At 64.5% G+C, this 21,463-nt stretch carries 19 protein-coding genes and 3 pseudogenes; 12 read left to right on the top strand and 10 right to left on the bottom strand.

All coding sequences use genetic code 11. The features are described from left to right. Positions 1 to 10: 10 nt before the first annotated feature. The 8 genes from paaB (at position 11) to AB8Z38_RS12390 (ending at position 7,007) form a co-directional block, all read left to right on the top strand. Positions 11 to 298 carry a 1,2-phenylacetyl-CoA epoxidase subunit PaaB gene (paaB, locus tag AB8Z38_RS12425; protein ID WP_008136594.1) on the top strand — a complete coding sequence of 96 codons (288 nt, stop codon included), beginning with the start codon at positions 11 to 13 and terminating at the stop codon, positions 296 to 298. Next, on the top strand, positions 298 to 1,074 hold the full coding sequence (gene paaC / locus AB8Z38_RS12420) for a 1,2-phenylacetyl-CoA epoxidase subunit PaaC (protein WP_369725398.1): 777 nt from the start codon (positions 298 to 300) through the stop codon (positions 1,072 to 1,074). Before paaB ends, paaC begins: the two co-directional genes overlap by 1 nt. Continuing rightward, positions 1,068 to 1,571 (top strand): 1,2-phenylacetyl-CoA epoxidase subunit PaaD, encoded by a 504-nt coding sequence (gene paaD / locus AB8Z38_RS12415; protein WP_369725396.1) that lies wholly within the window; start codon positions 1,068 to 1,070, stop codon positions 1,569 to 1,571. The genes paaC and paaD overlap by 7 nt, the downstream gene beginning before the upstream one ends. Positions 1,572 to 1,709: 138 nt before the next feature. Continuing rightward, positions 1,710 to 2,792: a 1,2-phenylacetyl-CoA epoxidase subunit PaaE gene (gene paaE, locus AB8Z38_RS12410; RefSeq protein WP_369725394.1), complete on the top strand. Its 1,083-nt coding sequence runs from the start codon at positions 1,710 to 1,712 to the stop codon at positions 2,790 to 2,792. A 55-nt stretch (positions 2,793 to 2,847) separates the two neighbouring features. After that, positions 2,848 to 3,297, top strand: coding sequence for a hydroxyphenylacetyl-CoA thioesterase PaaI (paaI, locus tag AB8Z38_RS12405; protein WP_369725392.1), 450 nt, complete (start codon positions 2,848 to 2,850; stop codon positions 3,295 to 3,297). A gap of 32 nt (positions 3,298 to 3,329) precedes the next feature. Beyond that, a complete protein-coding gene (gene paaK / locus AB8Z38_RS12400; protein WP_369725390.1) occupies positions 3,330 to 4,661 on the top strand; it encodes a phenylacetate--CoA ligase PaaK in 1,332 nt (443 codons plus the stop codon). A gap of 179 nt (positions 4,662 to 4,840) precedes the next feature. Next, positions 4,841 to 5,845 carry a zinc-binding alcohol dehydrogenase family protein gene (locus tag AB8Z38_RS12395; protein ID WP_369725388.1) on the top strand — a complete coding sequence of 335 codons (1,005 nt, stop codon included), beginning with the start codon at positions 4,841 to 4,843 and terminating at the stop codon, positions 5,843 to 5,845. A 106-nt stretch (positions 5,846 to 5,951) separates the two neighbouring features. Continuing rightward, entirely contained in the window at positions 5,952 to 7,007 is a 1,056-nt protein-coding gene (locus AB8Z38_RS12390; RefSeq protein ID WP_369725387.1) for a YeeE/YedE family protein, read from the top strand. On the opposite strand, the pseudogene AB8Z38_RS12385 reads toward AB8Z38_RS12390, so the two are convergent. Continuing rightward, positions 6,986 to 7,941 (bottom strand): annotated as a pseudogene (locus tag AB8Z38_RS12385) (DMT family transporter). The gene AB8Z38_RS12390 and the pseudogene AB8Z38_RS12385 overlap by 22 nt on opposite strands. 61 nt (positions 7,942 to 8,002) lie before the next feature. Between AB8Z38_RS12385 and AB8Z38_RS12380 the strand changes: the two are divergent. Next, positions 8,003 to 9,429, top strand: a pseudogene (locus AB8Z38_RS12380) (PLP-dependent aminotransferase family protein). A gap of 4 nt (positions 9,430 to 9,433) precedes the next feature. Here AB8Z38_RS12380 and AB8Z38_RS12375 read toward each other — a convergent pair. From AB8Z38_RS12375 to AB8Z38_RS12355, 5 genes are read right to left on the bottom strand one after another with little or no spacing between them, the layout of a single operon-like run. Continuing rightward, a complete protein-coding gene (locus tag AB8Z38_RS12375; RefSeq protein ID WP_369725385.1) occupies positions 9,434 to 10,657 on the bottom strand; it encodes an alpha/beta fold hydrolase in 1,224 nt (407 codons plus the stop codon). A gap of 26 nt (positions 10,658 to 10,683) precedes the next feature. After that, positions 10,684 to 11,349, bottom strand: coding sequence for a sulfite oxidase-like oxidoreductase (locus tag AB8Z38_RS12370; protein ID WP_369725383.1), 666 nt, complete (start codon positions 11,347 to 11,349; stop codon positions 10,684 to 10,686). Between the two features lie 3 nt (positions 11,350 to 11,352). Beyond that, entirely contained in the window at positions 11,353 to 12,675 is a 1,323-nt protein-coding gene (locus AB8Z38_RS12365) for an MFS transporter (RefSeq protein ID WP_369725381.1), read from the bottom strand. A 31-nt stretch (positions 12,676 to 12,706) separates the two neighbouring features. Next, a complete protein-coding gene (locus tag AB8Z38_RS12360) occupies positions 12,707 to 13,927 on the bottom strand; it encodes a cytochrome P450 (RefSeq protein ID WP_369725379.1) in 1,221 nt (406 codons plus the stop codon). A gap of 57 nt (positions 13,928 to 13,984) precedes the next feature. Next, entirely contained in the window at positions 13,985 to 14,194 is a 210-nt protein-coding gene (locus AB8Z38_RS12355; RefSeq protein ID WP_369725377.1) for a ferredoxin, read from the bottom strand. Positions 14,195 to 14,347: 153 nt separating this feature from the next. Between AB8Z38_RS12355 and AB8Z38_RS12350 the strand changes: the two genes are divergently transcribed. Next, entirely contained in the window at positions 14,348 to 14,995 is a 648-nt protein-coding gene (locus AB8Z38_RS12350) for a TetR/AcrR family transcriptional regulator (RefSeq protein ID WP_369725375.1), read from the top strand. Here AB8Z38_RS12350 and AB8Z38_RS12345 read toward each other — a convergent pair. From AB8Z38_RS12345 to AB8Z38_RS12330, 4 genes and pseudogenes are all read right to left on the bottom strand, one after another. Continuing rightward, a complete protein-coding gene (locus AB8Z38_RS12345) occupies positions 14,992 to 15,630 on the bottom strand; it encodes an aspartate/glutamate racemase family protein (protein ID WP_369725374.1) in 639 nt (212 codons plus the stop codon). The genes AB8Z38_RS12350 and AB8Z38_RS12345 overlap by 4 nt on opposite strands. A gap of 45 nt (positions 15,631 to 15,675) precedes the next feature. Then, the gene (locus AB8Z38_RS12340; RefSeq protein ID WP_369725372.1) at positions 15,676 to 16,689 is read right to left on the bottom strand and encodes an amino acid ABC transporter substrate-binding protein; all 1,014 of its coding nucleotides are present in this window, start codon (positions 16,687 to 16,689) and stop codon (positions 15,676 to 15,678) included. Between the two features lie 12 nt (positions 16,690 to 16,701). Continuing rightward, positions 16,702 to 18,049 (bottom strand): annotated as a pseudogene (locus AB8Z38_RS12335) (aspartate aminotransferase family protein). Positions 18,050 to 18,052: 3 nt separating this feature from the next. Then, positions 18,053 to 18,925 (bottom strand): MurR/RpiR family transcriptional regulator, encoded by an 873-nt coding sequence (locus AB8Z38_RS12330; RefSeq protein ID WP_369725371.1) that lies wholly within the window; start codon positions 18,923 to 18,925, stop codon positions 18,053 to 18,055. 87 nt (positions 18,926 to 19,012) lie between these two features. Between AB8Z38_RS12330 and AB8Z38_RS12325 the strand changes: the two genes are divergently transcribed. After that, a complete protein-coding gene (locus AB8Z38_RS12325) occupies positions 19,013 to 20,200 on the top strand; it encodes an amino acid ABC transporter permease (protein ID WP_369726479.1) in 1,188 nt (395 codons plus the stop codon). 2 nt (positions 20,201 to 20,202) lie between these two features. Continuing rightward, the gene (locus AB8Z38_RS12320; protein ID WP_369725369.1) at positions 20,203 to 21,309 is read left to right on the top strand and encodes an amino acid ABC transporter permease; all 1,107 of its coding nucleotides are present in this window, start codon (positions 20,203 to 20,205) and stop codon (positions 21,307 to 21,309) included. Positions 21,310 to 21,463: the final 154 nt, after the last annotated feature.

Here is a 21,463-nt window from a genome sequence, read left to right as displayed (position 1 = left end):
GGAGATCGTAATGGCCACGCCGAACACGCCGCTATGGGAAGTCTTCATTCGCAGCCGCAACGGGCTCGCGCACAAGCATGTCGGCTCGCTGCATGCGAGCGACGCCACCATGGCGCTGCAGGCCGCCCGCGATATCTACACGCGCCGGGGCGAGGGCCTCTCGATCTGGGTGGTGCCGTCGACCGCGATCACCGCGAGCGATCCCGCCGAGAAGGGCATGATGTTCGAGCCGGCGGAATCGAAGATCTACCGGCACCCGACCTTCTACGAGGTCCCGGAAGAAGTGGGGCACATGTGATGGCGAGCGCCAACATCCAGATCGCCGAAACGCCGCTGGTGCTCTACGCGCTGCGCCGCGCCGACGATGCGCTGATCCTCGGCCATCGGCTGTCGGAGTGGTGCGGACACGCGCCGATGCTGGAAGAGGACATGGCGCTCTCCAACATCGCACTCGACCTCATCGGCCAGGCCCGCGAACTCTATACCTACGCCGCCAAGGTCGAAGGCAAGGACCACGACGAGGACAAGCTCGCCTATTTGCGCGATGTCCGGCAGTACCGCAATCTGCTGCTGCTCGAGCAACCGAACGGCGACTTCGCGCAGACCCTGGTGCGGCAGTTCTTTTATTCCGCCTTCGCCGATCTCTACTGGCGCGCAATGATGAGCTCGCGCGATGCGACGCTCGCGGCCATTGCCGCCAAGTCGGAGAAGGAGAGCGCCTATCACCTGCGCCATGCCTCGGAATGGATCATCCGGCTCGGCGACGGCACGGACGAAAGCCACGCCCGCGCGCAGACTGCGATCGATCACCTCTGGGCCTTTACCGGAGAGATGTTCGCGGTGGATGAAGGGGAGCGCGCTCTGATCGATGCCGGTGTCGCCATCGATCCCGGCAGCTTGCGCGGTCGCTGGCTGGCGACGCTCGCCGGTGTCATCGGCGAAGCAACGCTCGAGCTGCCGCAGACCGACTGGATGCAGCAGGGCGGCCGTGCCGGACGTCACAGCGAGCATCTCGGCCATCTCCTGTCCGAGCTGCAATCGATGCAGCGGACGTTTCCGGGGCTGACATGGTGACCGTGCTGGAACACGACAGCGAATTGCGTCGGCGCGCCTGGGACGCCGCGGCGAGCGTGGTCGATCCCGAAATTCCGGTGCTGACCATCGCCGATCTCGGCGTGTTGCGCGATGTGACCTTGAGCGGCGATCACGTCGAAGTCGCGATCACGCCGACCTATTCGGGCTGCCCGGCCATGAACGTGATCGCGCTCGAAATCGAGCTCGCGTTGGAACGCGCCGGCTTTCGTCATCCGAAGGTTCGCACGGTTCTGTCGCCGGCCTGGTCCACGGACTGGATGAGCGAGAAGGGGCGCCTCAAGCTGCGCGCCTATGGCATCGCACCGCCGCAGGCTGCGAGCTCACGCCGAGCGCTGTTCGGCGAGCAAGCGGTTGCGTGCCCGCAATGCGGCTCGGAGAAGACCGAACTCCTGTCCGAATTCGGCTCGACCTCCTGCAAGGCGCTGTGGCGCTGCCAGGCCTGCCGCGAACCTTTCGACTATTTCAAGTGTCATTGAGAGAAGCACCATGCCAACCCCGCCGTCATCGCGAGCGAAGCGAAGCAATCCAGACTGCCTCCGCGGACATAGTCTGGATTGCTTCGTCGCAAGAGCTCCTCGCAATGACGGCGGTGGGATCAATGTAGGGTGTCCATGATGTCCGCAGCCGCCCCGCGCTTCCACCGCCTGGCCGTCAGCGATCTCCGTCGCGAGGCATCGGATGCCGTTTCGATGACCTTCACCATTCCCGGCGATCTCGCCGGTGACTACGCCTTCACGCCCGGCCAGTATCTCACGCTCCGCACCACCCTCGATGGCGAGGAGGTGCGCCGCTCCTATTCCATCTGCTCCGGCCCCGACGACGGCGAGATCCGCATTGCGGTGAAGAAGGTCGACGGCGGCGCGTTTTCGAGCTGGGCGGCGGACGAACTCAAATGCGGTGACGAGCTCGATGTGATGACGCCGACCGGACGTTTCGGTGCGATCGCGCCAGCGGGTGCCGGCCGAATCCATGTCGGCTTCGCAGCCGGCTCCGGCATCACGCCGATCCTGTCGATCGTGAAAGGCATTCTGGCGCGCGAACGCAATAGCCGCTTCTTCCTGTTCTACGGCAACCGCGCGACCGACAACATCATGTTCCTCGAGGCGCTCGAAGAGCTGAAGGATCGCTTCATCGATCGCCTCTCGATCTTCCACGTCATCTCAGGCGAGGAGCAGGATATCCCGATCCTGCACGGCCGGCTCGACGGCGACAAGGTGAGGGTGCTGCTGCGCTCACTGGTGCCGGCCGCGAGCGTCGATCATGTCTTTGTCTGCGGTCCGCTCGGCATGAGCGAGGACATCGAGGCGACCTGCCGCGATCTCGGCATCGCCGACGAGCGCATCCATGTCGAGCGCTTTGTCTCGGAATTTGGCGGCAAGCCGCGACCGAAGAAGATCGTTGCGCCCGATGCGCCGCCGAAGGCCATTGCCTCCCTGATCATCGACGGCAAGCGCCGCGACGTGCCGGTCGCCGAGGATGAAGCGATCCTCGATGCCGCGCTGCGTGCCGGCGTCGATCTGCCTTTCGCCTGCAAGGGTGGCATGTGCTCGACTTGCCGTGCGAAGCTGGTCGAAGGTGAGGCCCCGATGGACATCAACTATTCACTGGAGCCGTGGGAGCTGAAGGCCGGTTTTATCCTGACCTGCCAGGCCAAGCCCTCGTCGGAGCGGGTCGTGGTCGATTACGACCACGTTTGACAGCTTGAACCAACCAGCAGAACATCAGGAGCAAACAATTGGCCGGGAGAAGCGCGTGAACGTCAAAGCCGCCTTGTCACCCGAGGATGTGGCCCGCGCCTGTGCCGATGCAATGTGGGCGGAGGACGATGCGTCCAAGGGCCTCGGCATGGAGATCGTCGAGGTCGGTCCCGGCTTTGCGACACTGGCAATGTCGGTGCGGCCGGACATGGTCAACGGCCAGCGCATCGCCCATGGCGGCTTCATCTTCACGCTCGCCGATTCCGCCTTCGCCTTCGCCTGCAATTCGCACAATGATCGCGTCGTTGCGGCGCAGGGCCAGATCACTTTCATCAGACCGGGCAAGCTTGGCGATCGGCTGGTTGCGAAGGCGCGCGAGATCAGCCGCAGCGGCCGCTCCGGCATCTATGATGTGCGCGTCACAGCCGGCGACACTGTCGTCGCCGAATTCCGCGGGCATTCGCGTGTGATTCCCGGCACCTGGCTATCGGCGCAAGATCAATAAACACAAGAACAAATCAATGTGGGGAAACAAGGATGGCTTCGACGAAGCTGATGGAAGGCGGCCCTACCTATAGGCCCGAGCTGGACGCGCATGAGCGTGCGTCGCGCGACGAGATCATGGCCTTGCAGACGCAGCGCCTCGCCTGGTCGCTGAAGCACGCCTACGACAACGTCGCGCATTATCGCAAAGCCTTCGACGCAGCCGGCGTGCATCCGTCGGATTTTCGCGAGCTGTCCGACCTTGCGAAATTCCCTTTCACTGTAAAGACGGATCTGCGCGACAACTATCCCTTCAACATGTTTGCCGTGCCGCGCGAAAAGCTGGTGCGGGTGCATGCTTCGTCCGGCACGACGGGCAAGCCGATCGTCGTCGGCTACACCCAGCGCGACATCGACACCTGGTCGGACGTGATGGCGCGCTCGATCCGCGCCGCCGGCGGCCGCACCGGCATGATCATCCACAACGCCTATGGTTACGGCCTGTTTACGGGTGGCCTCGGCGTGCACTACGGCGCTGAAAGGCTCGGCTGCACAGTGGTGCCGATCTCGGGGGGCATGACCGAGCGGCAGGTGCAGCTCATCAACGATTTCCGGCCCGACATCATCACGGTGACGCCGAGCTACATGCTGGCGATCCTCGACGAGTTCAAGCGCCAGAAGCTCGATCCGCGCCAGTGCTCGCTCAAGGTCGGTATCTTTGGTGCCGAGCCCTGGACCAATGCGATGCGCGGCGAGATCGAGGATGCATTCGACATGGACGCGACCGATATCTATGGCCTTTCCGAGGTGATCGGCCCCGGCGTCGCGCAGGAGTGCATCGAAACCAAGGACGGCCTGCATATCTGGGAGGATCATTTTTATCCTGAAGTGATCGACCCCGAGACCGGCGCGGTGTTGCCGGATGGCGAGAAGGGCGAGCTGGTCTTCACGTCGCTCACCAAAGAAGCGTTTCCGGTGATCCGCTATCGCACCCGCGACCTGACGCGGCTTCTGCCGGGCACAGCGCGGCCCGGTATGCGGCGGATGGAGAAGGTGACGGGGCGCTCCGACGACATGATCATCCTGCGCGGCGTCAACCTGTTCCCGACCCAAATCGAGGAAGTGCTGCTCGCGACCGACTGGTGCGGCGGACACTTCGTGCTGGAGCTCACCCGCGAGGGCCGAATGGACGAGCTGACCATCATCGCGGAAGCTCGCGCGGAGAGCTGGGACGGCAGGGGCCTCGTTGACCACGCCGATCGGATATCGACCCACATCAAGAACACGATCGGCATCAGCTCCAGGGTGCGGGTGGTTGCGCCCGCCACGCTGGAGCGCTCGCTCGGCAAGGCCAAGCGCCTCTTCGACAAGCGGCCGAAGGATTAGGTCTTACCCCTCATGGTGAGGAGGCGCGTAGCGCCGTCTCGAACCATGCAGGCCAGGATACTGCACGCGGGCCTTCATCCTTCGAGACGCCGCTGGCGCGGCTCCTCAGGATGAGGGGAGGCAGGTTGACTTGGGTCTCTCCAAGGGCGACAAGGCCCGCGAGAAATCGTGGGTTTTCGATGTCATCAGCCGATTCCAAAACCACCGAAGCGCGCTGCGTTCGCCTCAATGCCAAGGCCGAGAACGTCGCCGCGATTGCGCCGGTGGTTGAGCGTCACACGCTCACGCGCGGTCCGAACGATCTCCTGATCGAACTCAAGGCCGCCGCCGTCAATCCGTCCGACGTCAAGGCCGCAACCGGACTGATGCCCTATGCCATCTTCCCGCGTACGCCTGGCCGCGACTATGCCGGCGTGGTCGTCGAGGGGCCGGCGGGCTCGGTCGGACGCGACGTGTTCGGCTCCTCCGGCGATCTCGGCATCCGTCGTGACGGCACGCACGCCACCCATCTCGTCGTCGAGGCCGATGCCGTGGTGGAGAAGCCGGAGGCGGTGTCCTGGGAGGAGGCCGCCGGCATCGGTGTTCCCTTTGTCACCGCCATGGAAGGTTTTCAGCGCGCCGGCGTGCCCTGCAGCGGCGAGACGGTTTTGGTGTTCGGCGTCAACGGCAAGGTCGGCCAGGCCGCGGTGCAGATCGCGACCTGGCAGGGCGCGCGCGTCATCGGCGTGGTTCGCAAGGCCGAAGGCTATGAAGGCCACAGCAACGCGCCCATCGACGTGATCGACGCCTCTGTCGACGACGTCGCCTCGCGCGTGCGCGAACTGACCGGAGGCAAGGGCGCCGAGATCGTCTTCAACACCGTGGGCGATCCCTATTTCCAGGCCGCGCACAAATCGCTCGGCTTGCGCGGCCGGCAGATTCTGATCGCCGCGATCAACCCGATCGTGCAGTTCAACATCCTCGAGTTCTACCGGGGACAGCACACTTACGTCGGCATCGACACGCTCGGCCTGCCGTCGATCGCGACAGGCGCGGTGCTACGCCACCTCGCTCCGGGCTTTGCCGGCGGGCATCTGAAGCCATTCCCGATCAAGGCAAGCGCCGTCTATCCGCTCGTGCGCGCCAAGGAGGCCTACGCTGCCGTCGCTGGCTCCTCGCGTGACCGGGTCATCCTGAAGCCGTAACACACCGTCATTGCGAGCGCAGCGAAGCAATCCAAAAATGCATCCGACGAGACAGACTGGATTGCTTCGCTGCGCTCGCAATGACGAAGAGACCTGAGAGCAACTGATGGAAGCCAACCAACTCGTCATCCTTGCCGGCCTCGGCATCGGCCTGGTCTACGGCGCCGTCGGCCTGCTCAGCGGCTTCTGCCTGATGAGCAGCATGCGCGGCTATCTTGTGGAGGGAGACGGTCGACTGGTGCGGACCTATGCGCTGGCGATCGCCGTTGCGATCGCGGCCAGCCAGTACCTCGCCGGCAGTGGCGCGGTCGATATGGGCAAGTCGATTTATCTGCAACAAACGTTTTCGGCGCCGGTGCTGTTTCTCGGCGGACTTCTGTTTGGCTACGGCATGGTGCTGTCAAACGGCTGCGGCTCGCGCGCGCTGGTGCTGCTTGGGCGCGGCAATCTCCGTTCCTTCGTCGTCGTGATCGTGCTTGCGATCTCTGCGCAGATGACGCTCAAGGGCCTGATCGCGCCTGCTCGCATCGCGCTGGTTCAAGCGTCGCAGACGACGGTCAACACGAATTCGCTGCCGTCCCTGCTGGCGGCGCTCGGTCCCGGTGAAGCAATCTCGCGCGCGCTGGCCGCTGCCGCGATCGTCCTCGCGCTGACCCTGTTTGCTTTTGCGCACCCGGCGTTCCGGCGCTCGCCGGGCCAGGTCATGGCGGGCATCATCGTCGGTCTCCTCGTTGCGGGCGGCTGGTTCGTCACTGGCTATCTCGGTGCCGACGATTTCAATCCGGTCCCGGTGACGTCGCTCACCTTCATCGCGCCGATCGCGGATGCCGTGCAATATGCCATGCTCTCGACCGGCCTGAGCCTGAATTTCGGCATTGCGACGGTTGCCGGCGTCTGCGCCGGCAGTCTGGCCACCGCGCTCGCAACAGGCCGCTTTCATCTCGAGGGTTATTCATCGCCACGCCATATGCTGCGCTCGGCCGGTGGCGCCGCGCTGATGGGGATCGGCGGCGTGATGGCGTTCGGATGCTCGATCGGGCAGGGCTTGACGGGGCTCTCGACGCTTGCGATGGGCTCGTTCATCGCGGTGGCCGGCATTCTGATCGGCACCGTCGCGGGCCTGCGCGGTGCGCTACGCGTTCAACCCTTAGCGACGGCCTGAGTGCGCAGCAGGCGGTCCCCCAATGTCGCAAGACCGATGCCGGCGACAATCAGCCCGGCCGCGATCACGAGGCTCATATCGATGGGCTCACCGAGCAGGATCGCGGCGCTGGCGATACCGACGAGGGCGTGCCGGTGGTGCCGAGCGAAGTCGTCAGCGCCGAGATGCTCTTGTTGACCATCGACATCGCCCAATAGGCCAGCGCCGTCCCGATCAGGCCGGAATACAGAAACAGCAACACGAGTCTCCACGACCATTCTGCGTGCGGTAAGCCATGTGTGACCGCCGCCGATCCAGTCAGCACGATCGTTGCGACGAGCACCTGCCAGATCAGAAGCTGAAGGGGCGACGCGATCCAACGGTGCGCGCGGATATAGATGATGTTCGCAGCCCAGGAGATCGCGGCCAGGATGACCATGCCGGCGCCGAGCACGACGTTGGTATTGGTCCAGTCAATCGATGCCGGGTTCAGGATCACGGCAAGGCCGATCAGCCCGAGCAGGGCGCCGGCGAGCTTTGGCGCGGTCAGCGTATCTTTCCCGAGCAGAGGCGCGGCGATCGCGACCCAGAGCGGCGTGGTGTAGCCGAGCACGATAGCCTTGCTCGCAGGCAGGAAGCGCACACCCGCCGCAACCAGGACCGAGAACACCGTCATGTGCAGCAGCGCCACGCTCAGGACCACAGGAATGTCGCGCCGCTCCGGAATCACCAGATTGTTGCTCAGTCGGAGGATCACGAACAATGCAGCTAGGGCGATCCAGCTCCGGATCGCCGAAGTCCACAGTGGCGGGAGGAACTGAACGAGCTGCTTCGTCACGGACCAGTTCACGCCCCAGGCCAGCACGACGATGAGAAACAGCCCGATTGCCGCGCGGGGAGACATGGAAGGGTTCATCGCAACATCCTTGAAGCAGTCCGATGCAGTGGATAGCATCCGGATTGGCACCTGAAGGAGTGCCAGATTGGAGAACATTAAGGTGCCAGTTTCCGAGGCGATGATTTCTGCCCTGATCGACCTTAAGCGCGCTGGCGATGAGGGACTGGTGGATCAACTGACGAGCCAGCTTCGGGTCTGATCGCGGCCGGTCGTATTGGCAGAGGCTGTGCATTGCCATCGAGCCGACGGCTTGCCAGCGATCTCGGCGTTTCCCGCAACACCGTTACCTATGCGTTCGAGCAGCTCGCCGCGGAGGGATATCTCGAGGCGTCGCATGGCCGTCGTCCTCGGGTGACGATCGACGGCAATGAGCGCATCGAGCAGGCGGGCGCGGCTACGAGCGTCCGTTCCTCCAAGCCGCAGTTCTCACCTTGGGCTTCGAAGCTCAAGAAGACTGACTGGCCGATGTCCTATCAGGCTCCGCTAAAGCCGCTGCGGCCGGGGCATGGCGATTTCAGGGAGTTTCCGAACGAGGTCTGGGCGCGCTGCCTGCGCCGCAGCGCCCTGCGCGCGGCGCAGCGCGAGCTTGGTCCGGTCAACCGCACACGCCTGCGCGAGGCGCTCGCGCTTTATCTCGCGACCAGTAGGGGTGTTCGTGCGACGGCGGGCCAGATCATGATCCTGCCGAGTGCACAGGCTGCGCTGAGCTTGATCGCAGCTGTGCTCATCTTGCCCGGTGACGAGGTCTGGGTCGAGGATCCCGGCTATCCCGGTGCCGCGGCTGCTTTCCGCACGTCCGGCGCCCGCGTGACAGGCGTGATGCTGGATGAACAGGGAATGCGGCGGATGCCGGGATTAGCCGCGCCAAAGCTCATCTTCATGACGCCGTCGCATCAGCATCCCACCGGACGGCTGATGTCTCTCGCGCGCCGCACTGAATTTCTGGCGCTTAGCAGGCCCGGAAAGACCTGGATCGTGGAGGACGACTACGACGGAGAATTCCACTATGATAATCGCCCGGTGCCGTCCCTGCAGGGGCTCGATGCCCATGGCCGCACATTCTACGTCGGCACCTTCTCGAAGGCGATGACGTCGGATATCCGGCTTGGCTATCTCGTCGTGCCGGCTGCGTTGGTCAGCACCCTGGAAATCGCGCAGCGGCACATCGGGTTGATCGCTTCCAGCCACATCCAGGAGGCGCTGGCCGAGTTCATTGCCGACGGGCATTTCCTGGCGCACCTGCGCCGAGTGCGCCGGCTCTATCATGCCCGCCGCGATCATCTCGTCGAGCAACTGCAGCGCCATTTGGGCGGTGTCCTCTCGGTCGAGATCCCCTCCGGCGGCATTCAGCTTGTTGCGCGTCTTAAACGGAGCGCGGCGGATCAAGCGGCTGTGAAACGGTTGGTCGCCGCGGGCGTTGAAACGCGAGCCTTGTCCAGTCTGGCGCTCGGCCCACCGCGCGATCATGGCCTACTGCTTGGCTTTGCGGCGTGGCGCGACAATGAAATCAGTGCCGCGGTGCGGACGATGGCGTCGTGCTTCTAGCGCGCTACTCCACCGCCTTCGTCACGATGCGGATCTCCGAGGTCAGCGTGCGGTGCACGGGGCACTTGTCGGCGATCTCCAGCAGTTTCTTGCGCTGCTCGGCATCGAGCCCGCCGTCCATCGCGATATTGCGTTCGATCTGGTCGAGCATGCCCTCGCGCGTTTCGCACTCGTCGCAGTCCTTTGCGTGGATCTTTGAGTGCTTCAGTGTGACCGTGACACGGTCGAGCGGAAGCGATTTTCGATCGGCATAGAGGCGCATGGTCATGGAGGTGCAGGCACCGAGACCCGCAAGCAGGAAATCGTAGGGACCCGGGCCGGCATCCTCGCCGCCGGCGGCGACCGGCTCGTCCGCTGTCAGGCGATGCGGACCGACCGAGATGATCTGGTTGAATTTGCTCTTGCGGGTCTCCTGGACCACGACCAGGCGCGGTGCCTCAGGGAGATCGATCGCCTTCGCGGGTTTGGCCGCCTCGATGTAACGGCTCGCCCAGGCGGTGATGACGTCGGCGGCGTAGAGTGCGTCGGCCGGCTTCGTCAGCAGATGATCGGCGTGGTCGAGCGAGACGAAGCTCTTGGGATGCCTGGCCGACACGAACAGCTTGGTCGCATTGTCGATGCCGACGGTATCGTCGACCGGTGAATGCATCACCAGCAGCGCCTTATGCAGACCGGTGACGTCCTTGATCAGCTCGTGCTCGCCGATGTCGTCGAGGAACTCGCGCTTGATCCGGAACGGACGCCCTGCAAGCGAGACTTCGATCTCACCCAGCGTACGGATGTCGTCGATATGTTGTTTGAACAGGCCGGTGACATGGGCGGGATCGGATGGGGCCGCGATGGTCGCAACCGCCTTGGCTTCAGGAATTTGACCGGCAGCCGCAAGGATCGCGGCGCCTCCGAGGCTATGGCCGATCAGGATCGACGGCGCCGTGCGGGTCGCGCGCAGATGATCGGCCGCGTGTACGAGATCGGCGACGTTGGAGGAGAACGTCGAGTTAGCGAAATCGCCTTCGCTGGAGCCGAGCCCGGTGAAGTCGAACCTCAGCACCGCGATGCCCTTGGCGGTGAGCGCGACCGAGATGCGCTTGGCCGCCAGCGTGTCCTTGCCGCAGGTGAAGCAGTGCGCGAACAACGCGAAGGCCGCGGGTTCACCGTCCGGCAGCTCGAGCGCGGCCGAAAGCTGATGGCCGCCTTCGCCGGTGAACTGAAAGCGTTCGGTGGGCATGGGCTTCCCCCGTTCTTGTTTGAATCCTAGTCGCCGGAGTAGCGCTGTTCAGCCCAGGGATCGCCGCGGTTATGATAACCGCGGACTTCCCAGAAGCCCGGCGCATCGTCGGCCAGGAACTCGATGGCCTGGAGCCATTTGGCACTCTTCCAGAAATACAGATGTGGCACGACCAGCCGCACCGGGCCGCCATGTTCTTCGGTCAGCGGCTTGCCAGACCAGCTATGTGCGAGTAGCGCGTCCTCGGCAGCGAAATCTTCCAGCGCAAGATTGGTGGTGTAGCCGTCAAAGGAATGCAGCACCACGAAGCGCGCGTCGTCGCGCGGCTGGCAGGCCGCGAGCAGGTCACGCGTGGCGAGCCCTTCCCACTGGTTGTCGTAGCGCGACCAGGTCGTGACGCAGTGGATGTCCGAGGTGAACTGCGTCTGCTTCTGCGCGGCGAACTCGGCGTAGGTCCAGAATAGGGGGTTCTCGATCGCGCCATAGACGTCGAGCCGCCAGCGCTCGCGCGAGACCGGCGGCACGACGCCGAGATCGAGCACGGGCCAGTCCTTGGTGAGATGCTGGCCGGGCGGCAGCCGCTGGTCCTCAGAGCGCGTGATCCGGCCCGTGAGGAAGCGCCCCTCGCGCGCCCATTTTTCCTTGGTGCGCGTCAGCTTGCTGTCGGATGGCGGCTCGTTGTCGTCGGCCATGGCCTACTCGTGGCGGTGCATCGCGGAAGCATGCTTGGTGTCGCGCATCGTCGAGTAGATGATCAGCGACAGGCAGATGATGCTGCTGAGGTAAAAGTAGAACCACTCCTCGTGCCCGATGCTCTTGAAATAGAGCGCGATCGCAGGTGCGGTGCCGCCGAAGACCGAAACCGTGATCGCGTAGGGCAGGCCGACGCCGAGCGCACGGACATTGGTCGGGAACAGCTCGGCCTTCACGACCGCGTTGATCGAGGTGTAGCCGGCGACGAACAGCCAAGCGCAGCAGATCAGGACGAACGCGATGAACGGCGATTTGGTCTCCTTCAAGGTCATCAGCAGCGGCACGGTCGCGAGCGTGCCGGCGACGCCGAAAAAGATCAAAAGCGGCTTGCGTCCGATCTTGTCGGAGATCGCGCCATAGATCGGTTGCAGGATCGTCGCGAAGACCAGCGTGCCGAAGATCACGAAGGTGGTCTGGTCCTCGGTCAGGCCGACCGAGAGTTTGACGAAGGTCTGCATGTAGGTGGTGAAGGTGTAGAACGCCGCGGTGCCGCCCGCGGTCAGGCCGACCACCAGCAGCAGCTCCCGCGGATATTTCAGCAGGTTGGTGATCGAGCCGGTGGGCTTGACGACCTTCTTGGCTTCCTCGAAGGCCTCGGTTTCGTGCAGGCCGCGCCGCATCACCGCGGCGAAGATCGCGAGCGCTGCGCCGATCGCAAACGGAATGCGCCAGCCCCAGGCCTTCAGCTCCTCCGGCGTGAGGAAGACCTTCTGCAGGAGCAGCAACACGACAATCGCGGTGAGCTGGCCGCCGATCAGCGTGACGTACTGAAAGCTCGAATAGAAGCCGCGATGCTTGGGATCGGCGACCTCGCTCAAATAGGTGGCGCTGGCGCCATACTCGCCGCCGAGGCTCAGGCCCTCGATGACGCGTGCCAGCGCCAGGATCACCGGCGCGGCAAAGCCGATCGTGGCATAGGTCGGCGTCAGCGCGATGATCAGCGAGCCGAAGCACATGAAGACGACCGACAGCGTCAGCGAAATCCGCCGCCCGTAATGATCGGCGATATAGCCGAACAGCCAGCCGCCGAGCGGGCGCATCAGGAAGGTCGCCGCGAACACCACGGCGATGTTCAATTGCTGCACGACGGGATCGCTGCCGGGGAAGAAGGCCGGGGCGAAATAGAGCGCGAACGCCGTATAGGCGTAAAAGTCATACCATTCGACGAGATTGCCGATCGAGCCGATCAGGATCGCCTTGATCCGCCGCTGGGCATCGGCGACGTCAAAATGCTCGGAGGCCGGTTTGATTGCCTGCTTTGTCACGTCCGCCCCCTATGGAATTATCTCTGGGAGCCTACATCGCCTTTCCGAGCAAAAATGGCAACTGGCGGGGGCCCCTGACCGTGCCCTGTGACCAGGTTACGGTGCCTGCCGGGTCGAGCCGAAAGTCCGGAATCCGCTTCAGCCATTCCTCCAGCGCGACCTGCATTTCCATCCGCGCCAGGTTGGAACCGACACAGCGGTGGATGCCAAGGCCGAAGGCCGCGTGGCGGTTTTCCCGCCGGTCGATGACGACCTTGTCGGCATCCGGAAACATCTTTGGATCGCGATTGGCGGCCGGGAAGGACAGCAGCACCATATTGCCCGGCTTGACGGGGCAACCCGAGACCGTGGTCTCCTTGACCACCTCGCGCGCCATCGTCACCGGCGAATAGGCGCGCAGGAGTTCCTCCACGGCCGTGGGGATCAGCCCGGGTTCGGCGATCAGGCGCTCGCGGTCGGCCGGCGTCCGGGCGAGGTGCCAGAGCGAGGAGCCGATCGCGCTCCAGGTGGTGTCGATGCCGGCAATCAGCAGCAGGCGCAGCGAGCCCAGCACGTGGGCTTCCTCCAGCGGCTGGCCGTCTTTGCCCTTGGCATTCATCAGATAGGAAATGAGATCGTCGGTCGGCTTCTTCCTGCGCTCCTCGATATGAGCCCTGAAATAGTCGCTCATCTCGTGCACCGCCTCGAGCAGCCTGCTCTCGTCCTTGATGCCGAGTTCCAGGATCATGTGGATCCACTTGATGAAAAGATCGCTGTCGCTCTCGGGGATGCCGAGCATGTGGGCGATCGCGCGCACCGGGATGTGCTTGGTGTAGCACGCGGCTGCATCGATCCTCCCATCGGCGATGAAGCCGTCGATTAATTCGTTGCAGATGGCGCGCACGCGCGGCTCGAGCTTCTTCATCGCATCCGGCGTGAACGGCGGCAGCAGCAATTGCTTGGCCGGCTTGTGCACGGGCGGATCGGAAGTGATCGGCGGGGCCGCGTTCTGCGTCACCTCGGGCCGCACGTCCCGGACGATGATGCGGCGCGACGAGAAATGCTCGGTGTCATTGGCGATCTCCCGCACCGCCTCATAGGTCGTCGGCATGTAGCAGCCGAGAAAGCGTTCGGTGCGCACGACCGGGCTCGCGGCGCGCAGTTCCTCCCAAATGGGGAAGGGGTCTTCGGTCCATTGCGGATCGGTGTGGTCGAAATCGTTGACCCAGTCCGTCACGGGGGGATGGGCGGCAGGTTGGCTGACGTCGGACATCTCGGAATCCCTTGAAGCTCGTGTTCGCTGAAGGCACGTAGACGGGCAGAAGCCGCGCTACTCCTCGATCACATCGATTGCGATTTCCGGACAGTTGGACTTGGCGAGCCAGGCCTTGTCTTCGAGGCCCGGTGGAACCGTGCCGTCTCCGGCCTCGTGGGCGTTGCCGTATTCGTCCAGCTCGAACAGCTCGGGCGCGAGCGCCTTGCAGCGTGCATGGCCCTGGCATTTGTCGGGATCGACGCGAACCCTCAGTCGCTGTGTCATTGCGGCTTCCCTGGTCGTGCGCGCGGTCCGGAGGACGTCGCGCTTCCTCTTGTCAAATTTTATCGGCGGCATTTGCCGCCGCTTTAAGTTATAGGCTATTACATTCGCGGCAGGCTTTCCCTGTCAAGCGCAAACTTATAGGCTCAGCGCAACATGCGCTCACAACTTGCCCGCAAGCCGCAGCACAGTTACCACCATGGCGATCTCCGCGACGCCCTGATCAAGGCCGCGCTGCGCGAGGCCGAGCAGGGCGGGGCGGAGGCGATCAGCATCAAGGCACTGGCAAAGCAGCTCGGTGTCTCGCAGCCGGCGCCATACCGGCATTTCGCCGACCGCGAGGCTTTGCTTGCGGCGGTGACCGCGCACGCCTTCCGGCAACTCAGCACGATTTTGCGGGAGGCGATGGCGAAGCCGTCGAAGCAGTCAAAATTGTCGCGACTGGCGCAAGCGACGCTCGAGTTCGGGCTGCGGCGCAACGGCATCTACCGGTTGATGTTCGCCTCGCGCACGGTCTCGTGCGCGGCCAAGGACAGCGAGCTGCACGAGGCCACACGCGAGACCTTCGCGCTGGTGATCGAGGCGCTGGAGGCGCCGGCGGTCGGTTATCTGCGTGAGCGGCACGCGCTCAAGATCTGGGCGGCCTTGCATGGCGTGGTGACGTTGGCCGAGCAGGGCCTGTTCACCGGCGAGGCCGCGCATGCCACGCGCGAGGAGCTGGTCGAGGATTTCGTCAATGAGACGAAGACGGCGCTGGCGGTTGCGATCAAGAACGCGCGCCGTAAGGCAAAGGCTCGCGCTTAGGGCTTCGTTGCGAGAAGCTTCATCAGCTTTTGCACTGCGCTGTCCGGCGTGGTCACGACGGGGCGGCCGGTCGCCTCCGCAACCAGCGGCGCGGTTGCCGCGATGCTGAATTGCGCGAGCGCGACGACGTCGCAATCGCGCAACTCCTTCGACGCTTCCGCAATCAACCGGTCATGTGTGGCGCGGTCGCCACGATCGAGCGCCGCCAGCGCGCCGTCGGCAAGTTTCGGCACGACCTCGACGGAGGCGGGAAATTCCGGCGGCATCGACACCAGCGTCGGCGGGAAGGTCGAGAGCAGGCCGATCCGCTTGCCCATCGTCACGGCCTGCTCGATCATGGCCTCGTTCGGCTTCAGCACCGGCATCGGCGCATGCGCGGCCGCGACCGCCTCAATGCAGGGACCGAACGCCGAGCAGGTGAACAGGATCGCGTCCGCGCCCGTCGCGACCGCATAATCGCCGAGTGCGAGAAAGCGCTCGGTCATGGCGCCGGCAAGCGCGCCGTCCCGCGCCAGATCCGCCGACAGGCTGTCATCAAGCAGGTTCATCAGCCGCGCCTGCGGCCAGGCTGTTGCGAACGCAGCCTCGATCGGCGCGATGGAGTGCTTGAGGGCGTGGATCAGGGCGATGCGCATTGATGTCTCTTCACCTCGCCCCGCACGCGGGGCGAGGTGAACTCCTTACTTGAACGGCACCGCGTACATCAAGCCGCCCTTGCTCCAGAGACCGTTGAGGCCGCGCTCGAGCTTGAGGGGGCTCGCCTTGCCGACGTTGCGCTCAAAGATCTCGCCGTAATTGCCGGTCGCCTTGATCGCCGTGACCAGCCATTTGTTGTCGAGCCCAAGCCGCGAGCCGAGATCGCCGGAGACGCCGAGCAGGCGCTGCACCGCGGGCGTCTGCGACTTCGCCATCTCGTCGACATTGGCTTGCGTCACGCCGAGCTCCTCGGCCTCGATCAATCCGTAATGCAGCCAGGTGATGATGTCGCTCCAGACCTCGTCGCCGTTGCGGGTGAACGGCCCGAGCGGCTCCTTGCTGATGGTCTGCGGCAGCACGACGTAGTCGGCCGGATTCGGCGCCGCGGTTGTCACGGCGCCTGCAAGCGCGGAGGCATCCTGGGTCATGGCGTCGCAGCGGCCGCCGAAGAAAGTCTGGTACATGGTGTCGACGCGGTCGAATACCAGCGGCTTCCAGTCGATGCCGTTGGCGCGGCCGTAATCGCCGAGGGTGACCTCATGCGTGGTGCCCTGCGCGACGCAGACGGTGGCACCCTTGAGATCCTTCAGCTCCTTCACGCCGAGGTCCTTCTTCACCACGAAGCCCTGGCCGTCGTAGAAGTTGATCGGGCCCTGGCGCAGGCCCAGCGTCACGCCGCGCAAATAGGTCTGGGTCGAGTTGCGGTAGAGCACGTCGATCTCGCCCGATTGCAGCGCGGTGAATCGATTCTGCGCCGTCAGCGAGACGTAGCGCACCTTGTTGGCGTCGCCGAGCACGCCGGCCGCGAGCGCGCGGCAATAGTCGACGTCGAGACCCTTGTAATTGCCCTGCGAGTCCGGTGCGGAGAAGCCGGCAAAACCGGCGCTGACGCCGCACACCAGCGTGCCGCGGTTCTTCACCGTCTCGAGCGTCGTCGCCGACGCAACAACCGTCGATGCCGCGAGCGCACCTGCCGCGATAACCACTTTCCTCATCATGATACTCTCCCCTCAGTGATTGACACTACGCAACACGTTGTCGACGGCCGCGCCGAGTTTCTCGACGATCAGGTCGATCTCGTCAGCCGAAGCGATATAGGGTGGCGCCAGCAGCACATGGTCGCCGCGGACACCGTCCACGGTGCCGCCGCCCGGATAGCAGCCGAGCCCGTTGGCAAGGGCCTCCGTCTTGATCTTCTGATTGAGCTTGAGCGCGGGATCGAACGAGGTGCGGCTGGCGCGGTCGGCGACAAGCTCGATCGCCCAGAACAGGCCGCGGCCCCTGATGTCGCCGATATGCCGGTGATTGCCGAAACGATCCGTAAGTCGCTGCTCGAGCTGCCTGCCGCGCTGCTTGACCTGATCAAGCAGGCCATCCTCGCGGATCACATCCTGCACCGCGAGCGCGGCCGCGCAGGCGAGCGGATGCGCCATATATGTGTGGCCGTGCTGGAATGCGCCTGAACCGACGCGGATCGTGTCGATGATCTTGCCGCTCGCAAGCATCGCGCCGATCGGCTGGTAACCGCCGCCGAGCCCCTTTGCGATCGCCTGGATGTCCGGCGCGACGCCTTCCTGCTGCCAAGCGTGTGGGTGCCGGTGCGTCCCATGCCGCACATGACCTCATCGAGGATCAGGAGCGCGCCATGCCGGTCGCAGATTTCGCGCGCTACCTTGAAATAGCCGTCCGGTGCAGTCACGGCGCCGGCGGTCGCGCCGACGACGGGTTCTGCGAGGAACGCAGCGACGGTCTCGGGACCAAGCCGCTGAAACTCAGCTTCGAGCTCCGCTGCAAGTCGTGCCACGAACTGCGCGTCCGATTCGCCGTCGCGCTTCTCGTGATATGCGAAGGCCGGCGTGACGTGGCTGAAGGCTGTCGAGAGCAGTGGCGCATAAGGCGCGCGACGCCAGGCGTTGCCGCCGGCGGCGAGCGCGCCAAGCGTGTTGCCGTGATAGCTCTGCCGCCGTGCGATGAAGTGCTGCCGTTGCGGCTCTCCACGCTCGATGAAATATTGCCGCGCGAGCTTGATGCTGGCCTCGATCGCCTCTGATCCGCCGCTGACGAAATAGGCGTAGGCGAGACCGCCGGGCTCGTGGCCGACCAGCGTCTCGGCCAGCGCTTCGGCCGGCTCGGAGGAGAAGAAGGCGGTGTGCGCATAGGCCAGCGTCGAGGCCTGCTTCGCGATCGCCGCGATCACGCGCGGATGCTGATGGCCCAGGCATGAGACTGCCGCGCCCCCGAAGCGTCAATCACGCGGCGTCCGTCCTCGGCAAAGAGATAAACCCCTTCGCCGCCGATCGCCTTGGGCGGGGTCTCCCGCAACGAACGGTGCAGCACGCGGCTGGTGCGGGCGGCCATGGGTCAACCTTTCTCAGAGACGTAGGTGGAAGCCGCGGCGAGCCGCGCCTCGGTAGCCTGGAGGCGCTTCTTCGCGGCCGCGCCGCCGAGCGAGAACGTCACCGCGGCCAGCGACTGCGCAATCGCGAGCGCACCGGTGAGGCTCGGGAAGAAGCCCGGAGAGGAAGCCGCTTCGAACAGCAATACATGATCGGCGCCTTCCGCCATCGGAGCGGCCACGCTGTCTGCGATCGCGATCAGCGTCGCGCCGGCGCGATAGGCGGCCTGTGCGACCCGGACGCTGGCATTGGTGTATGGCATGAAGCCGATGACAATCACGGCCTCGCGGGGACGGAACGCGCCGAGATCGAGATCGTCCGGTCCGGACACGCCGACGATCTGCACGTGTTCGGGGCGGAACAGCCGCAGCTCATAGTTCAGCAGCTCCGCGACGCTGCGGCAGCTTCGATAGCCGGCGATCCAGATCCGCGTGGCGTCGTGCAGCGCGCGAGCCGCGTCCGCAATCGGCTCGGCCGCGATGCGCGGCAGACCGGCGGCCTCTGCGTTGAGCTTCTCGGTAACGAGCGCAACATCGGCATTCGGGCCATGGCGGCGGCCCTTGGCCCGGCCGGAGAAAGGCGAGATCGGCGACGGCCGGCGTGCCTCGGTCAGCGCGGCACGCAATTCATCCCAGCCGGAATAGCCGATCGCCTTTGCAAGGCGCGTGAACGCGGCAGGATCGGCGCCGGCTTCCGCGGCGAGATCGCGCATCGAACGGGTGGTGGCATCGTAATCATTGGCGGCGACGAAGCGTCCGACCTCCTGCAGCCGCATCGGAAGCGACGGCAATGCAATGCGCAGTTCGCTCAACGGCGAGGATTTCGCGGGCTCGGCCATGAAACATTTGTTGCACGAACTGAAGATCGGTGCAACACTTGACGTGCGCTGCCGGAAATCACCGTGTTCGAGAAGGATTTTTGTGCTGTGACCACCGATGATCCCAGGCCGCCGCCGCGCCGCCGGCTCTTTGCCGCGCTCGGACCGAACGGGTTGAAGGGCGTGTTCTGGCAAATCGTGGTCGTCGGGATCGCGTTCGCGGTCATCGCGTTCCTCTGGTCGAATACCGTCACCAATCTCTCCGCTCGCCGCATCACGACCGGCTTCGCCTTTCTCGGCCGCGAGGCCGGCATGCCCATCGCGGACAGCCTGCTCGCCTACAATCCGAGGGATTCTTATCTCTGGGCTTTCGTCGTCGGCGTCGCGAACACTTTGCGTGTCGCGGTGGTCGGTATCGTGCTTGCGACGATTCTGGGCACGCTGATCGGTATCTCGCGGCTGTCGGCCAATTGGCTGCTCTCCCGGTTCGCCGCCGTCTACGTCGAGGTGCTGCGCGACATTCCGTTGCTGCTGCAACTCCTGTTCTGGTACGTCCTGATGCAGGGCTTGCCGGCCGCGCGCGGGGCGTGGCGGCCGGTCGAGGGCGTGTTCCTCTCCAATCGCGGCCTGATTCTGCCGGCTGTCCCGGTCGGGGCGCCGCAGCTTTGGGTGCTTGGCGCGGCCGCGCTGGGGCTGGCCGTATTCTATGTCGTGCAGCGATGGCTGATCGCGCAGCAGATGCGTGATGGCAAGCCTCGGCCGGCCTGGCCCTTTGCGCTGGGCCTCATCGTCCTGTTGCCCGGGGCAGTGTCGTTGTTGCTCGGCGTGTCCTGGACGATTGAATGGCCCGAGTTGCGCGGCTTCAACTTCATCGGCGGGCTGACGCTCTCGCCTGAGTATTTTGCGTTGCTGATCGCGCTCGTGACCTACACCTCGGCCTTTGTCGCGGAGATCGTGCGCAGCGGCATCCAATCGGTGTCCCGCGGCCAGTGGGATGCTGCCAAGGCGCTCGGGTTGCGCCGCAGCTTCATGCTGCGGCAGATCATCTTGCCCCAGGCGCTGCGCGTGATCGTGCCGCCGATGACGAGCCAATACCTCAACCTGACCAAGAACTCCTCGCTCGCGGTGGCGATCGGCTATCAGGACGTGGTCTCGATTGCCAACACCACGCTGAACCAGACTGGCCAGGCGATCGAGGCGATCGCGCTGATCATGGCCGTCTTCCTCACCATCAGTCTCGGCATCAGTTTCTTCATGAATTGGTACAATTCGCGCATCGCCCTGGTGGAGCGCTGAGCATGACGGCGATCACGGACATTCCGGAGGCGCCGCGGGCTGCCCGCCGTCCGCAAATGGGCAACCCGGTGTTGCGCTGGCTGCGCACCAACCTGTTCTCGTCGATCCCGAACGGCATCATCACCCTCGTGTTGCTGGCGGTCCTTGTGAAAGGCGCCGTCAGCTTTGCGCAGTGGGGTATCGCGAACGCGGTCTGGCTGACACCGGCAAATGATTCGAGCGAGTGTCGTGCCGCGCGTGGTCTTGGCGCCTGCTGGGCGATCATCCCCGAAAAATACCGCTTCATCCTGTTCGGCACCTATCCGTTCGACGCGCAGTGGCGGCCGGCGCTGTCCGTGCTGCTGTTCATCGCGCTGTTCTATCTGTCCACCCGCCGAGCCTGGTGGCGCCGCGAACTCGCTTTTCTCTGGATCGGCGCGCTGGCGCTGATCAGCTTGCTGATGTGGGGCGGCGTGCTCGGCTTGCCCTTCGTCTCGCAGGATCGATGGGGCGGATTGCCGGTGACGCTGGTTCTCGCGACGTTCGGATTGGCGTTTGGCTTTCCGCTCGGCGTGCTCGTCGCGCTGGGCCGGCGTTCGAAACTGCCGGCGATCCGTTCGCTCTCGGTGATCTATGTGGAACTGATCCGGGGCGTGCCGCTGGTCAGCCTGTTGTTCATGGCCAGCGTGATGTTTCCGCTGTTCATGCCCAGCGGATTCAACATCGACAAGCTCCTGCGCGCGCAGGTCGCGATCATCCTGTTCGCGGGAGCCTATCTCGCCGAAGTCATCCGCGGTGGGCTGCAGGCCGTGCCGCGCGGGCAATATGAGGCGGCGGACGCACTCGGACTATCCTACTGGCGCAAGCACCGGCTGATCATCCTGCCGCAGGCGATCTGTCACGTCATTCCACCGCTGGTCAACACCTTCATCGCGTTCTTCAAGGATACCAGCCTCGTCCTGATCATCGGCATCTTCGACCTGCTCACGACGGCCAAGACTGCGATCATCGATCCCGGCTGGCAGCAGTTTTCGGTGGAAGTCTACATCTTCGTCGCCGCGATCTATTTCGCCTTCTGCTTCGCGATGTCGCGCTATAGCCGGAGCCTCGAGGCGACGAGCGAAAGGTGACGTCTCTTCCCTTCTCCCCTTGTGGGAGAAGGTGGCGCGAAGCGCCGGATGAGGGATTGTTTCAGCGGATTCTTCTGCGAGTTCGCGCGCGGAGGGATACCCCTCACCCGTCTCGCCGCTATGCGGCGAGCCACCCTCTCCCACAAGGGGAGAG

Source organism: Bradyrhizobium sp. LLZ17 (genome assembly GCF_041200145.1).
Classification (GTDB): Bacteria; Pseudomonadota; Alphaproteobacteria; order Rhizobiales; family Xanthobacteraceae; genus Bradyrhizobium.
This window is presented reverse-complemented; position numbering and strand designations above follow the sequence as displayed.